Source organism: Glycocaulis albus (genome assembly GCF_014639075.1).
Lineage (GTDB): Bacteria > Pseudomonadota > Alphaproteobacteria > Caulobacterales > Maricaulaceae > Glycocaulis > Glycocaulis albus.
Genome location: NZ_BMFS01000001.1, coordinates 353465 through 367436, shown reverse-complemented (window position 1 = coordinate 367436; position 13972 = coordinate 353465). Strand labels below are relative to the sequence as shown.

Annotated in this window: 10 protein-coding genes; 4 read left to right on the top strand and 6 right to left on the bottom strand. The window is 66.3% G+C overall.

The window, feature by feature from the left end; translation table 11 throughout:
- Positions 1 to 14: 14 nt before the first annotated feature.
- Positions 15 to 737 (top strand): M48 family metallopeptidase, encoded by a 723-nt coding sequence (locus IEV75_RS01780; protein WP_188450824.1) that lies wholly within the window; start codon positions 15 to 17, stop codon positions 735 to 737.
- Between the two features lie 78 nt (positions 738 to 815).
- On the opposite strand, the gene rpsU is transcribed toward IEV75_RS01780, so the two are convergent.
- Positions 816 to 1049, bottom strand: coding sequence for a 30S ribosomal protein S21 (gene rpsU / locus IEV75_RS01775; protein ID WP_036514953.1), 234 nt, complete (start codon positions 1047 to 1049; stop codon positions 816 to 818).
- A 226-nt stretch (positions 1050 to 1275) separates the two neighbouring features.
- On the opposite strand from rpsU, the gene IEV75_RS01770 reads away from it, so the two are divergent.
- Positions 1276 to 1938: a COQ9 family protein gene (locus IEV75_RS01770; protein ID WP_188450823.1), complete on the top strand. Its 663-nt coding sequence runs from the start codon at positions 1276 to 1278 to the stop codon at positions 1936 to 1938.
- Positions 1939 to 2144: 206 nt separating this feature from the next.
- On the opposite strand, the gene rsmI is transcribed toward IEV75_RS01770, so the two are convergent.
- Positions 2145 to 2903 carry a 16S rRNA (cytidine(1402)-2'-O)-methyltransferase gene (rsmI, locus tag IEV75_RS01765; RefSeq protein WP_188450822.1) on the bottom strand — a complete coding sequence of 253 codons (759 nt, stop codon included), beginning with the start codon at positions 2901 to 2903 and terminating at the stop codon, positions 2145 to 2147.
- Between the two features lie 126 nt (positions 2904 to 3029).
- Between rsmI and IEV75_RS01760 the strand changes: the two genes are divergently transcribed.
- On the top strand, positions 3030 to 3638 hold the full coding sequence (locus tag IEV75_RS01760; protein WP_188450821.1) for a hypothetical protein: 609 nt from the start codon (positions 3030 to 3032) through the stop codon (positions 3636 to 3638).
- 9 nt (positions 3639 to 3647) lie between these two features.
- Here the strand turns inward: IEV75_RS01760 and pbpC are convergent, their stop codons facing one another.
- From pbpC to IEV75_RS01740, 4 genes are all read right to left on the bottom strand, one after another.
- Positions 3648 to 5705: a penicillin-binding protein 1C gene (gene pbpC, locus IEV75_RS01755; protein WP_188450820.1), complete on the bottom strand. Its 2058-nt coding sequence runs from the start codon at positions 5703 to 5705 to the stop codon at positions 3648 to 3650.
- Complete coding sequence (locus IEV75_RS01750; RefSeq protein WP_188450819.1) at positions 5705 to 10606, bottom strand: alpha-2-macroglobulin family protein; 4902 nt, start codon at positions 10604 to 10606, stop codon at positions 5705 to 5707. Before IEV75_RS01750 ends, pbpC begins: the two co-directional genes overlap by 1 nt.
- Positions 10607 to 10721: 115 nt before the next feature.
- Positions 10722 to 11429: a response regulator transcription factor gene (locus IEV75_RS01745; RefSeq protein WP_188450818.1), complete on the bottom strand. Its 708-nt coding sequence runs from the start codon at positions 11427 to 11429 to the stop codon at positions 10722 to 10724.
- Positions 11430 to 11470: 41 nt separating this feature from the next.
- On the bottom strand, positions 11471 to 12910 hold the full coding sequence (locus IEV75_RS01740; RefSeq protein ID WP_188450817.1) for a trypsin-like peptidase domain-containing protein: 1440 nt from the start codon (positions 12908 to 12910) through the stop codon (positions 11471 to 11473).
- A 263-nt stretch (positions 12911 to 13173) separates the two neighbouring features.
- Between IEV75_RS01740 and IEV75_RS01735 the strand changes: the two genes are divergently transcribed.
- Positions 13174 to 13857 (top strand): hypothetical protein, encoded by a 684-nt coding sequence (locus tag IEV75_RS01735; RefSeq protein ID WP_188450816.1) that lies wholly within the window; start codon positions 13174 to 13176, stop codon positions 13855 to 13857.
- Positions 13858 to 13972 lie beyond the last annotated feature (115 nt).

The following is a 13972-nucleotide window of genomic DNA, read 5'->3' as shown; positions in this document are numbered from 1 at the left end:
GCTTTCATTGCGCCATGCAGACCCGCACAGTCGAACTGGACGGCACGGACGTCACCTATCATGTCCGCCACACTGCGCGGCGCACGATAGGGCTGCGCATTGATGCGGACGGGCTGACCATCACCCTGCCAAGGCGCACCCCCGCTGCCGAGGCCGACCGTGTGGCCCGCGACCGCGCCGGATGGATATTGCCCCGCCTTGAGAAATGGCGTGCGCGCGCAAGGCCACACTTCACAGGCTCACATGGCCAGTCCATAGGCTATCTGGGCCGAGAACTCGAACTGGTGATTGAACCGCACGGGCGCGCACGCACCCTGGTCCGCGTCCATGACCGTCATTTGCGGGTGCAGATCGATGAACGGCTGGAGCCGTCACTGCGCGATGCCACCGTGCTGCGGGCCGTGAAACGCTGGCGCGCTGATATTGCCCTTACCCACTACACGCCGCGCATCGCGCACTATGCCCGGGAGCTGGGGCTTGCGCCCCCGCAGGTAAAGGTCCGCGCGCAGGAATCGCGCTGGGGCAGCTGTTCATCCGACGGTGTCATCCGCATGAATACCCGCCTGATCGCCTTTCCAGAGGCCGAGGTCGACTATGTCTGCGCACACGAGGCCTGCCATCTCATCGAGATGAACCATTCACAGCGCTTCTACGCCCTGCTGGACCGGATCATGCCCGATCACAAGGCCCGGCGTGCCGCCATGCGCGAGCGTACGCCCCCGGGGCATATGTTCTGAGAACCGCAACGCAAAACGCCGCGCCGGAAACTCCGGCGCGGCGCAATTCATTTGCAGTCCCGTAAAGGGATAAGCTGCCTAGCGGCGAGCCGTTGCCGTACGCGGCAGCAGGCCTTCGCGCTGGGCGCGCTTGCGGGCCAGCTTGCGGGCGCGGCGGATCGCCTCCGCCTTCTGACGGGCGCGCTTTTCAGACGGCTTTTCGTAATGGTTGCGGCGCTTCATCTCGCGGAAAGTACCTTCCCGCTGCATTTTCTTTTTCAATGCCTTGAGCGCTTGCTCGACATTGTTATCGCGCACGACGATCTGAACGATGGTCTACTCTCCCAGGTCCTGCAACGGGTCCGGCCTGGCCGGTCACCCAATTTCAACACGAATATAGGCGTAACAACGCGACAATCGATCGCGCGTTCCGCCTGAAACATTGCGATATGGCGCGGGTGTTACCAGAGCGGCGCGTCCGTGTCCATACGCATCGCGGCATGCTGACGCGATGACGCGCACACGATTTCGCACTAGATTGGCGCGCATGGAGATCAACATGAACGAAGCCCGCCCCAACCGTTCGCATGCCGATCAGGCCCGCGGCCGCCTGCTGGACGCCGCCCTGCCGCTTGTTCCGTTCGAGGGCTGGTCGGGATCGCTCCTGCGCCTGGCTGCGCGTGATGCCGGCATGAGTGATGACGAATTGGCGCTCTACTGCCCTGAGGGTGTGATCAGCCTGATCGTCTTCTGGTGGCGGCAGATGGATGAAAGCGCGCGAAAATCTATCGCGACGGGAGAATCACCGGCGAAGATCCGTGAACGCATCCGCCGGGCGGTCCTTCTGCGCCTGGAAGCAGGCAAGGGCCATGAAGATGCCCTGGCCCGTGCGCGAGCCCGCCTGCTCCTGCCGGATGGCATTGCCACCGGCGCCGAGCTGACATGGAAGACCTCCGGCATGATCTGGCGGGCCATTGGCGACACCTCGACAGACGCCAACTGGTACTCCAAGCGGGCGATCCTCACCGGCGTGTGGACTTCCACCCTTGCCATCTGGCTGTCCGAGGCGGACGCGGAGAAGCCCGAAACGAAAGCCTTCCTCGACCGGCGCATCGCCAATGTGATGGAATTCGAGAAGGTGAAAGCGAAGGTGAACAAGCAGCTTGCGGGTCTGCCGGACTTTGCCGCCATAGCCGCGAAAATGCGCTACGGGACGCGGTAGGGGTGAAGCCCTCGTCCGGCTTGTCATCCCCCGCTTTATGCGGGGGACCCATGCCTCTTTAGTTCCGCAACGCATCCGCGTTGCGATATTCCGCGAAAAGTCGCGGGCGCGCAGTCGCGCTTTTCAGGCCGCTTCGCGGCCTGCCCCCCTAGCCCCCAACTCTCAGGCATGGGTGGCGCGGACAAGCCGGGCCATGACAACTCTGGCTACTTCTTCTTGCCCCCATCGGGCGTGTATTTATTGACCTTCTCGCGCACCACCACCGCCCCGGCGATGACGATCACCGCTTCGCCCAGCGGTGGGTCTGTATAACGTGCGGCCAGTTCAGACAGCGTGCCGCGATGCACGCGTTCAAACGCCTTGGTCAGCTCGAACGCCACCGCGCCCTGCCGCTCGCCCAGCACGGCGGCGGCATCGGCCAGCGTCTCTGACAGGCGCTGCGCGCTTTCCATGATGATCAACGTCGCAGGATCAGCCTTGAACGGCTCCAGCCAGCGCTGGCGCTTGCCGCTTTTTCGCGGCGCAAAGCCAAGAAAGGTGAAACGGTCGGTCGGCAGGCCTGATACGGCAAGCGCCGTCAGCACGGACGAAGGCCCTGGCACCGCACTGACCTCGAAGCCTGCCTCGATCACCGCGCGCACCACGCGGTAGCCGGGATCGGAGATGGCGGGCATGCCCGCATCGCTCACCAGCGCCACGCTCTCGCCCTGTTGCAGCAGTTTCACAATCCCGGCCGCACTGCTCTGCTCGTTATGGTCATGACAGGCAATGAGGCGCGGCGGGGTGATACCGGCCAGATCAAGAAGCCGGCGCGTGGTGCGGGTATCCTCGCACGCAATCACGCTCACCTCCGACAGGGTCCGCGCCGCGCGGGGCGTCAGATCTTCCAGATTGCCGATAGGCGTGCCCACAAGCCACAGCCGGGGGCCCTCATAGGGCGTTTCAAGATTGGCGGGCGCGCTCATGGCGAAATGTTTTAGCCCATCACGGATTTCTGGCCAGTACACACTTCCAGATGGCGCATCTGGCCGTTAACCTTCTGGCCCGGCGCGGGGACACTCGAAAACGACAGCGATGAGAGGAAAAGGCTGATGACGGCAATTTCAAGACTGCTGACGGCGGGCGCCGGGGCGCTGGCGCTCAACGGTGTGGCAGCATGCGAGGATAATGCCGGAACCGCCGGCTGGGTCGATGTCGAGGAAGCCGCCACGACGCCGGCAGCCGAACCGGATCACGCCGCACAGGAACGCGTCTCGACACGTGAACAGCATTTCGACGCCTATGGTTATTACATGCCGCAAGGCAGCTTGCAGTTCGGCAACTGGCGCCTTCACCACATTCACATTGCTCCGGGCTTTGAATTCGAGGCATGGGAAGCCGGTGGCCGCCGCGACGCCATGCCCTTCGGTCCGGTCTTTGCCGTCTTTGAAGATGTCAGCAGCCCGATGGGCACCAATGAACTAGGACAGGAGTATTACGAGGTCTCGACGCGCGTCCGGGCCGATTATTACCGGATTGAGGACGGGGCATTCACCTTCGAAGGCGCCGATCCGGAGCTCGGCACCGTAATCATTGACGGCACGCTGCATGGTGATGTGGTGCGTGCGCAGGACACCGGAGAGCCTGCCTTCACCGGCGGCATGGAGGTGGGCGGAGACCGCGTCCGCAATATGAGCCTCTACTGGTATGGCGGTGACTAGACTACGCATTCAAGAGGGGCCGGGCATCCGCACCCTGACACGGGTGCGGGCGCTGCGCCCGTTCGCATCAACGACCGTCAGCTCGTAAAAGCCCGGCCCGCGCGGCTGCCACACGGACTGCCCGGCCGCATCGATTTCCAGCGGGGTGCCGCGCTCATACCAGCGCAAGGGTGCGCTGCCCCGGGCCGAAAGCGCGAACGCGCGGCCCGGGCCATCCGCCCAGACATCCGATCCGTCCGGCGGGAATACAATATCGGGCCCGGAGACGCCGCGTTCAAAGCGCGCCAGCGGACCGCTGGCGCGGCGGACAGCAGGCCCTTCAGGCAGGGCGGAGATACCGGACGGATCACGCCGCGCGATGACATCGAAAATATCAAACAGGGCAGGCAAGGCCGCCTGCCGGCCGGTCTCTCCGGGACGCGGCGCCCCGTCGGCCCGGCCCACCCAGACCACCACGGCATAATTGCCCGACACACCCGCCGCCCAGGCATCGCGAAAACCATAGGACGTCCCGGTCTTGTACGCGATGGCAGGCGCGCCGCTGGTCAGACGGGCCGGCATGCGCCCGGGCGGGGCGGGTGAGCGCTGCAGCACCTCCACCAGCGTTGCAGCGGCGCGCGCTCCCAGCAGGCGGTAGCCTGTCCCGGAGCGGTTGGCTGCGGCCTCCCCTTCCGTCCAGGCCAGCGGCAAGGCCTCACCGCCCGCGCCGAGCGCCGCGAACATGACCGCGATTTCCTCCGCCGTGATGCCAAGCCCGCCCAGCGCAATGGCAAGGCCCGCATCGCCCTCGTTCGAACGCGGCACGATGGCACGCCCGCCTGCAAAGCTCATCGCGGCGAGGAAGCGGTTGGCACCCACGGCATCCAGCACCTGCACGGCCGGCACGTTGAGCGAGTGCTGCAGCGCCTCGGCAATCGTGACATCGCCCCTGAACGTACGGTCGAAATTCTCCGGATTATAGTCGGCAAACCGGCGCGGGAGATCGGCAATCCGCGTGCCGGGGCCTGCCAGCCCGTCCTCGAAGGCAAGACCATAGATGAAGGGCTTCAAGACCGAACCCGGCGAGCGGGCCCGCCGGGTCAGATCAATCCAGCCGCCCGCACGGTCACGCCCGGCAGATCCCACGGCTGCCCGCACTTCCCGCCCGTCCAGCGAGACGACCAGGGCGGAAGCCTGCACATCCGGCCCGGCATTCGCGGCCAGCTCGGCAAGACGACTCTCCAGCGCAGTCTGAAGCCGGATATCGAGCGTAGAACGCACCTCACCGCCCGGGCGGGCAAGATGCTCCGCCGCGTGCCAGGCAAGCGCCGGAAAGGCGCGGCGCATCGGTGCGGGCTCTTCTGCAGCGTCGGCGGCACGGTCTGCACTGATAAGGCCTGCGCGCTCCATGCGGGCGAGCAGCCGCGCACGCGAGGCAATGGCCGCGTCCGGGCGCAGATCGGGACGGCGCGCTTCTGGCGCTTGCGGTAGGGCTATCAGAAGCGCAATCTCGTCAGGCGTCAGCACGTCCGGCTCATGCCCGAACCAGGCCCAGCTTGCCGCGCGCACGCCCTCAAGATTGCCGCCATAGGGCGCGAGCGTCAGATACGCTTGCAGGATTTCAGCCTTGGAATAGCGCCACTCCAGCTGGATGGCGCGCACCATCTCGATAAGCTTGGCACCAATGGTGCGGCGCGGGCGCGGCTCCAGCAGGCGGGCCGTCTGCATGGTGATGGTCGAGCCGCCAGAGACAATCCGGCCCGTGCTGACGAGAGACCCCACCGCCCGCGCCATCGCCAGCGGATCAACACCGTGATGGCTGTAAAAACGCTGGTCCTCGATCTCGATCAGGGCGGCGCGAAACGCCGGGTCAACGGCTTCAGGATCAACCGGCAGACGCCAGCGCCCATCCTCCACCGGGAAGGCACGCAAGGCCCGCCCTTCCCGGTCTGTCACCAGCGCGGAGACCTCCGGCATGGGGGGAGGCGGCAGGGTCCGGTCCAGCCCTGCCAGCAGCACACCGGCAGCGATGAGCGAGGCGAGCGGCACGCTCGCCCGCCTTGCCCATAATGCCGGCCCGCCTGCCATTACGGGCGGATGGTGACCTGGCCGGCTTCAGAGCGCGCAAACACGTCCGGCCGGTACATGTCTTCCACCACCGTGCCGGGCTGCACAAACTCGCCCGGCGTGACGGCGCGGACCATATAGGCCACCCGCACCGGATCGCGCCCGCTCGTATTGATGGCCGCGATGAAGCGGTCATCGCGGCTTTCAGCCACTTGCGTGGACGCAAGGTCACCGAGGAAGGCATAAGGCCCGGTCTCGCCGGCATCGCTCTGGCGCAGAATGCCTTCGATCTCGAAGCCTGCAGGCAGGAGATCCGCCACGATCAGCGGCATGGCGCGGGTCTGCTCCGGCGTGATGGTCAGGCTGACAATGATCTGGTCGCCCCGCCGGATCGCACCGGTGTCGACCGAATTGCCACGCCGGTCCGTCATCGCCCGCGCCACGCTCACGCCTTCAGACGCCGCATCGGGCGCTTCCAGCGGCACACCGCGCGCAAAGGCGGTGACCCAGACCGGCTGCTGCCCGCGATTGGTCAGCTCGCGCACCTCAGCCAGACCATCGGCGTCGAGCGTGACAGACTGACCCTCCAGCGCTGCGCCGCCCCATTCAACCGACAAGCCTTCAGCATCCCCGGCAAAAGCCCGCGCTGCCATCAGGACATGGGCCTGTTCCTGCGTGGTCATGCGCGAGGCTTCAGGCAGATCACGCGACAGGCGGGCCAGCAGACCCTCTACGCGATCCTCGACGCCAGCCTCGGCCACCAGAGCGGTAACGCCGGCGAGATCACGCACGGGCGTCTGATACCAGTCGCCGGCATTGTTATAGCCGAGCACGGAGGTGGCGCTGTCGAACGCGCTGACAGCCCTTGCCCGATCGCCTATGGATGCCAGCCCGGCCCCGATCTGGGCGCGCGCCAGCGGGCTTTCGATCCGGCCCAGCATTTCATCGTGCAGATAACGCAGACGCGCCCGGTCGGCCCGGCCCGCGCGGGCCAGAAGGTAGGAGGCATAGGCCGTGCTGCGGTGATTGATGCGGTCGGCCGTATCGCGGCTCCAGCGCGGATCAGGCGCGCTCGTGTCATAGCCATAGGCCTGCCACAGATCACCGCGCGCCACTGGCACCAGCGCATCGAGCGCGCGGGTCAGCGCCGCGCGCGGCACGCTGTAACCGGCCTCCGATGCCCGCATCAGGAAGTCGGTGGCATAGGCCCCCAGCCAGGGCGATGCCTGGCCGTCGCCGATGCGCCAAAGGCCGATAGCGCCGTCCTCGCTCTGGCGGGCCAGCACCGACTCCACCGCACGGCGCACGATATTGTCCGCGTCAGCAGGCGCGTCCGCGCCCGACAGCCCGGCCATCTGCCCGGCATAAAGCAAGGGCAGGGCCCGGCTGACCATCTGTTCGGTGCAGCCATAGGGATAGGCCGACAGCGCCTCGTAGATGGCCGCAACATCAATCGGGGTTGCCGCAACCGACAGGCGCAGGCTCGCCCCCGGCGCAAAAGCGCTGAGCGCGTCTGCGGGCGGCTGCCAGCTTTCGCCCGGCCGCAAGGTGCGCCGCGTGATGGAGGTCATCGGCAGGAAGGCCGATCGCACCTCTATCGGGTATTCATGCACCACGGCCTCGCCGTCCGGTCCGGTCACCGACAGGGAGAGCTCTGCCACTCCCGGCGAAGACGCGGCGGAAAGCGCGACAGCGCGGTCCGTACGCTGCCCGGCAGGCAGGCTCTGGGTGAAGGCAGTGTCCGCAAAGCTGACAGGACCGTCTGCGTCCAGAGCCACGGCATAATCGCCCGGAGCACCGTCCACATTGTCCATGGTCAGCGTGGCCGACGCCGTATCGCCTGGTGCGAGGAAGCGCGGCAGGATCAGCTCTGACGGCACATCATCGCGCACGGTGAGCGGCTGGCTCGCAGAGCCGACCCCGCGATCCGACCACGCCACCGCCATCAGGCGCAGCTCACCGTTGAAGTCCGGGATGTCGAAGCTGACCTGCGCGCGGCCCTGCCCGTCAAAACGCACCGGGCCGGAGAACAGGGCGACAGTACGGGTCGGCACGACGGAAAGACCCGCTGCGCCAATCTCGTCGCCGCCAGAGCGTACGGGCGCTGCCGGTCCCTGGTTGGGATCGAGCAGGCGGCCATAATCATCCAGCAGATCCACGCCCAGGCGCGCCTTGCCGAAGAACCAGCTTTCCGGGTCCGGTGAGGCAAAGCCGGTCAGCAGCAATATGCCCTCATCGACGGCGGCCACCGTCACATAAGCCTGTTCGCGGGCGGGGCCGTCACTCGCTGTCACGGTAAACTCGAAACGCTCGCGCGGATTGATCCGTTCGGGCGCATCCAGTGTCAGCTCGAATGTCCGGTCGTCCACATTGACCGGCACATGCAGCACGCCCACGGCGCGGCGCGGCGTCGGACGTGTCACGGCATCACGCGGGGTGAAGACCGATACCATCACATAGGCGCCGGCGCCCCAGTCGGCAGTCACGGGCAGCTCCACCTCCGTGGCGCCTTCACCCACTTCGAGCGTGCGTGACAGGATCACCCGGTCGGTTGCCACCACCAGCTCTGCCTGGCCTGCATACGGCGCAAAGATCGACACGCGTGCCGTCTCGCCGCTTTCAGGCGCCTCTGCCGGACCGGACAGGCGCACCCGGTCAGGGGCCGCCTCGCCATCTTCGGGCCGTCCTCCATATCCCGACCAGAAGCCGAAGCTCGCCAGATCTTCGCCCTCAGCCGAGACGATGAGGGTGTAATCGCCCCAATCAAGCGAAGGCGTCTCCACAATGGCCGGGGTCTCGCCATCAAGCCGGACAACACCGGACTCGATCGGCACGACCCGGCGCGAACGCCGCCAGCGCCACTCGCCATTATCAGTGCGGTACCAGTCATACTGCCAGTCTGTGCGGATCAGGCGCCAGCCGGCCTCCATGGCCAGCGCCTCGCCGTCCGCGCCGACACCGATGACGGAGAGGCGCGTTGCCTCGCCGCGCCGCACAGTATCATCATCACCGGCCATCCGGATGCCGACATAGCGGTCGCGCGGCCGGTAGGGGATGCGCACATCATCACTGACGGCACGCCCGCCGGGCTCCTCCACCGTGATCACGGCGCGAGCCCGCAAGGGCAGCGAGGAATCGCGGCCCGCCCGCCCCGGCGCGACCGGCATGGCCGCATTGCCCTGCCCGTCCGTCAGGGTATCGGGCAGATCGATCACTTCCTCGGCAAAGCGCTCATCATGCTTGCCAAAGCGGAAGCCGGAAAACTCCGGGAAGGGGTTGGGATCAGGCTGGATGCGGGCCGTGCCGCGAAGCTGCAAGCCAGCCCCCGGCGCGCCATAGAGGAAGCGCGTGAAGCTTTCCACCATGCGCGTCTGACCGGCACGGATCGGCGTATCTGTGTCGGCGGTCAGCGTCAGCGCGACGCGTTGCGGCACGAAGTCTTCCACCGACAGGCTCTGGCTCGCCACCTCGCCAACGCCGTCCACGCTAACAGCCAGCCGCCAGCGGCCACGGGCCGCTTCGCGCGGCAGCTCAAAATCATGGAACACGGCACCGGCCTGCGCGGCGCGCTCAAAACGCACCTCCTCATGGGCGAGGCCATTGGGCGCATAAAGCGCGATGGTGCCCGGCCGGTCCGTCAGCGCACGGCCCTCGCTATCGCGGATCATCGCCGAGGCATGAATGGTCTCTCCGGGCCGGTAAATGCCGCGGTCCAGCCAGATGAAACCGTCCGCACCTTCTGCGCGGTCACGCCCGTCAACCGGCTGGGCGGAGAGGTCCACCGGCGCGCGGGACAGGTCCAGCACCGCAAAATCACCATCCGGGCCATAGGCCAGCAACAGGCGCGGCGCGTCGCCTTCCCGGCCCGACACAAGTGCCTCGCCAAAGCGCACCCGCCCGCGCTCATCACTGTGCGCGGTCGCCAGCACCTCGTTGGAGCGCGCGATCAGCTGCACCTCGACACCGGCCTGGGGCCGGGCGGTTTGCAAGGAACGCACAATCGCATCGATCCCGTCGCGACCGCGATAGGCGGTGAAGGCCAGATCCGTGACGATCAGCCAGCGCGCCGCGCGGGCATATTCGCCATAGCGGTCGGTATCGATCTCGGCGAGGTTTTCCGCGCGCAGGAAATAGGCACCCGGACGCAGGCTGCCGATGGTCTCGGCCAGCGGAAAGACCGTGGTTGTCATTGCATTGGCCTGACCGGGCGTGTCCATCTCGCCCTGCCAGACAGGCGAGCCGGCATCACCGGGCTGCTCTTCGGAGTCCAGCCAGTACCAGTCCCCAGACGATGCATTGAAGCCGGACACGATCTGCCGGAAGGCAAGTGCCCGGTCCGTCACGCGTGTCACGGTCACGCGCACCGCGTCGACATTGACAGTCTCGATGGCCACACCATCCGCGTCCACACGCGGCAGGATCACGCCCGTACCGGCAAAGCCGACAAAGGCCGGACGCGAGGCGAAGCTCAGTGTATCGGTTTCCTCTGTTTCCAGACGGCGGCCATCGGCCGAGGGCAGGCCTTCGCGCAGGATAAGCGTGCGCGTCTGGCCAAAGCTGAGGCCCCCAATGCACAGGCGTTGCCCGTCCACGCTGAGGGCGACCGGCTCATCCACCTCCACATAGGCGCTGTAATCGGTATCGGGATCGAGCGGGCCGGAGAATGTCAGGCACAGGCGCGGCGCATCGCCATCAATGTCGGCCGCATAGCGCAGATACTCAAAACGGTCAGAGACTTCCGGTGTGGCGCGCGGTGCTTCCGCGGAGCGCGATTGCAGGGCCACGCCGTGCTCGCGCGAGGTTGAGGCAGGATCATCGCCGCACCCGGCCAGCACCAGCGCACCGGCAAGTCCTGCCAGAGCGGCCAGGCGCCGCAAGGACGCTGCACCTGCGTGGAAAAGCGCTTTGTTGGAAATCCCCATGACCTGTCCTCCCTGCCTGCCCCAGAAAAGGCCGCCACACCTTTGCATGATGACGGCGCAAGTTCACCCCTTCATGCAAAATTTCCGGGTGCCGTCAGGGACACTGCCCTGATGGTCAGGCGGGCGCGCTTTCTGCCTGGAGAGGCAGCACATAGCCCTTGAGCCTCTGTGTCTCGATGAGGTCGTCACCGACCACAGCACGGACCGAACGGCGCAGGCGCGCAACCGCCACATCGATCACATTGATCTGCGGCGGCAGGTTGGGAAAATCGGTCCACACCTGCGCCCATAGCGTGTCGCGGCTGACGGGCTGGCCGGCATTCTCGGCCAGCAGCTTCAATATGTTGAATTCCTGGGGCGAGAGCGGGATGTGGGCGCCGTGCCAGTGGGCGGTGCGTGCCTTGACGCGCACCTCCAGCCCGCCCAGCACGATGACTTCCGGGTTCGCGGCAAAGCCGGCCCGCCGGGCCAGCGCCTTCAGCCGGGCGCGCAGCTCGATCGCCTCAAACGGCTTGGCAAGATAATCGTCTGCGCCGGCCTCCAGCCCTTCAACGCGCTGATGGGTCTGGCCAAGGCTGGACAGGATCAGTGCCGGCGCGACGACACCCATGTCCCGCAGCCGCGTCAGAAGGTCGAGCCCGTCCGTGCCGTCGGTCTCGATCACCCGGTCAATGACCAGCACGTCAACGGCGCTGGATGCGGCGCGCGCCAGCGCATCCCTGCCTGTTGCCACCCGTTCAAGCGTCCAGCCGGGTTCGGCCGTGACGGCTTCAGTGGCCTTGTCAGCCCACACATCCTCGTCCTCGACCATAAGTATCTGCATTTTCACGTCTCCCCGAATGCGCCGCGCGTGCAGGCAATCTGTCAGAACGGGCCGCCGGAGGCATCGGCGAACGCCGCATGATCGGGCGCATGTGCCGCCGTGCCCTCATCCAGCGCCAGTGCAATATAGCGGGGGGCCGTGTCGCCGCCACGCAATACCCGCAACGCTACCTGCCGCCGGGCCAGCATCAGGCGCACCTGCGCCTCGTCAGGGTCTGTCATGTCAGTCGCCCCGATAGCCAGAACCGTATCGCCCTCGCGCAGGCCGGCCTGCGCGGCCGGACTGCCGGGCACGACCGAGGCCACCTGCACCCCGGACGTGTCGCTGGCAGCAAAACTGATGCCGTAGCCACGCCTGCTGGCAGGCTCAAATCCCAGATCGCGGCCGGTTGCCAGTACGTCACCTTCCGGGCGGCGGTCCAGCAGGGCTTCGACGCGGTATCGCGCCTGTCCGTCATGCAGGCTCAGCCCTGCTGACTCACCGGGACGGGCCAGCAGGAGTACGCGCGCCAGGTCGCGCGGTGTAGATAGCTCTATCCCGTTGACCGCCAGCAGGGTCTGGCCGGCCCGGATACCGGCATCGGCAGCAGGCGAGTCCGGATCGACCGCCTCGATCAGCACACCCTCCCCGCTCTGGCGCCCCATCGCGCTCGCCAGCGGGCCGTGCAGGGTGCGCACCGTCAATCCCAGATAGCCCCGCTCCACCTGTCCGCGCGCCAACAGTGTTGCGGCAACCTGCCTCGCGATATCGGCCGGGATGGCCAGTGAAATGCCGACATTGAAGAATGCCTCCTGCGGTATCGCTGTGTTGACGCCCACTACCCGCCCCTGGCCATCGATCAGTGGCCCTCCGGAATTGCCGGGGTTCAACGCCGCGTCATGCTGGATATAGCCAACCGGATCAGCACCGTCATACGCCCGGGCAAACCCGCCAATGACGCCCGAACTGACCGAGAGGTGAAAGTCCAGAGGCGAGCCGACCGCCAGAACCGGCGCACCGAGGCGCAGCGCCGCGTCATCACCCCATTCCAGCACCGGCAGCTCCGCCCGCACGCGCAACAGGGCCAGATCGGTCAGCGGATCGGTGCCGATCAGTTCTGCTGCCACCCGTCTGCCATTGGCCAGGCGGGCCTCGATCCGGCGTGCACCCGAAATGACATGGAAATTGGTCAGCACATAGCCACCCTCGGCCACCGCGAACCCGGAGCCGGAGCGCCAGGACCAGCCCGTCTGATCCTCGCTGCTATTGCGTGCTCCTTCGCCCCCGCCCTCGTTCAGGACCATTACCGGCTGACTGACCGCCCGTTCGGCATACACGGTGACAACAGAGCGGATAGCGGTTTCGGCCTGCGCAACAGGCATAGGGGCGCGCTCGGGCGCCGGCATTGCGGCTACCGGGCGGACCGGCAAGAGCTGGGCACCTGCCAGCAGGGCGGTGATAGCTGCTGCCGCAATCAGGGCGCGCCGGCCGGAATCGTACATGAACAGGGCTCCCGCATGTCTCGGGACAAATCTAGGCGCGGTGGCAAAGCCACAGCTACTGACAAGGCCTGTCAGGAAAGCAAAGACACAGGCAGGCCGGGCTTTCTGACAATAACGGACAGTCTTTTTTTCCGGCTTTTCCGGCATCACCCGTTGAGTTAGGGCTGGATAAGACAGCAGGAGAAAGTGCTCCCGAAACGGGCACATTAAATACTGAAGCCTGTTGGCAAATGCGGGTAATTGTCTTTACAGGAGTAAATGAAATGAAAATGTCGTCTTTGCTTGCTGCAACAGCAGCCATCGCCCTGACGGGGTCTGTTATCGCCCAGGATGCTGACGAGACCGGCACCAACTTCGCCGAGGACCAGCGCAGCGAGGAAACCACCGGCGTCGAACAGCTTGCCCTGTCGCAGGAACTTTACGCCTATGGCGTCGATGCCCGTGATCCGCTGGCGCTGGTCGTTGCCGCGCGTATCCGTCAGGGCGTGGAGGTCGAGGAACGCGAGTACGAGATCGCCGAACAGGATGGCGAGCCGGAAGAAGCCGAGATCGAATTCGCATCTGCTGCCGACATGCTGGATGAAGCGCGCGTCCTGGCTCGCGGCGACGAGACCCTTGCCGGCCTGATCGCGGAAGTCGAAGCCGATGCAAGCCGTGGCCGGGTCGGTGGACCGGGCCGCGCCTCGGGCTGGGTCGGCGCACGCGGCACGACCAGCTACAATATCACCTTCCGCGGCGGCGAGCGCGCTGCGATCTGGGCCAGCGGCCCCGGCCGCACCGATCTGGACATGTATGTCTATGACCAGAACGGCAATCTGATCTGCCGCCATATCGACTATTCCGACCGGATGTCCTGCTTCTGGACCCCGCGCTGGACTGGCACGTTCACGGTCCAGATCCGCAATCTGGGCGGCGTAGGCGTCAGCTACAACATGGTCACCAACTAGGCCCCTGGCCTGACGGGACCGGCCCGGCTTTCCGGACGCTCCCGCCGGAAACCGGACAGGCGGACGGCGAATGGCCTGCCAGCCATTCGCCGTCCGTGCCGTTTTTCTCTCCCGT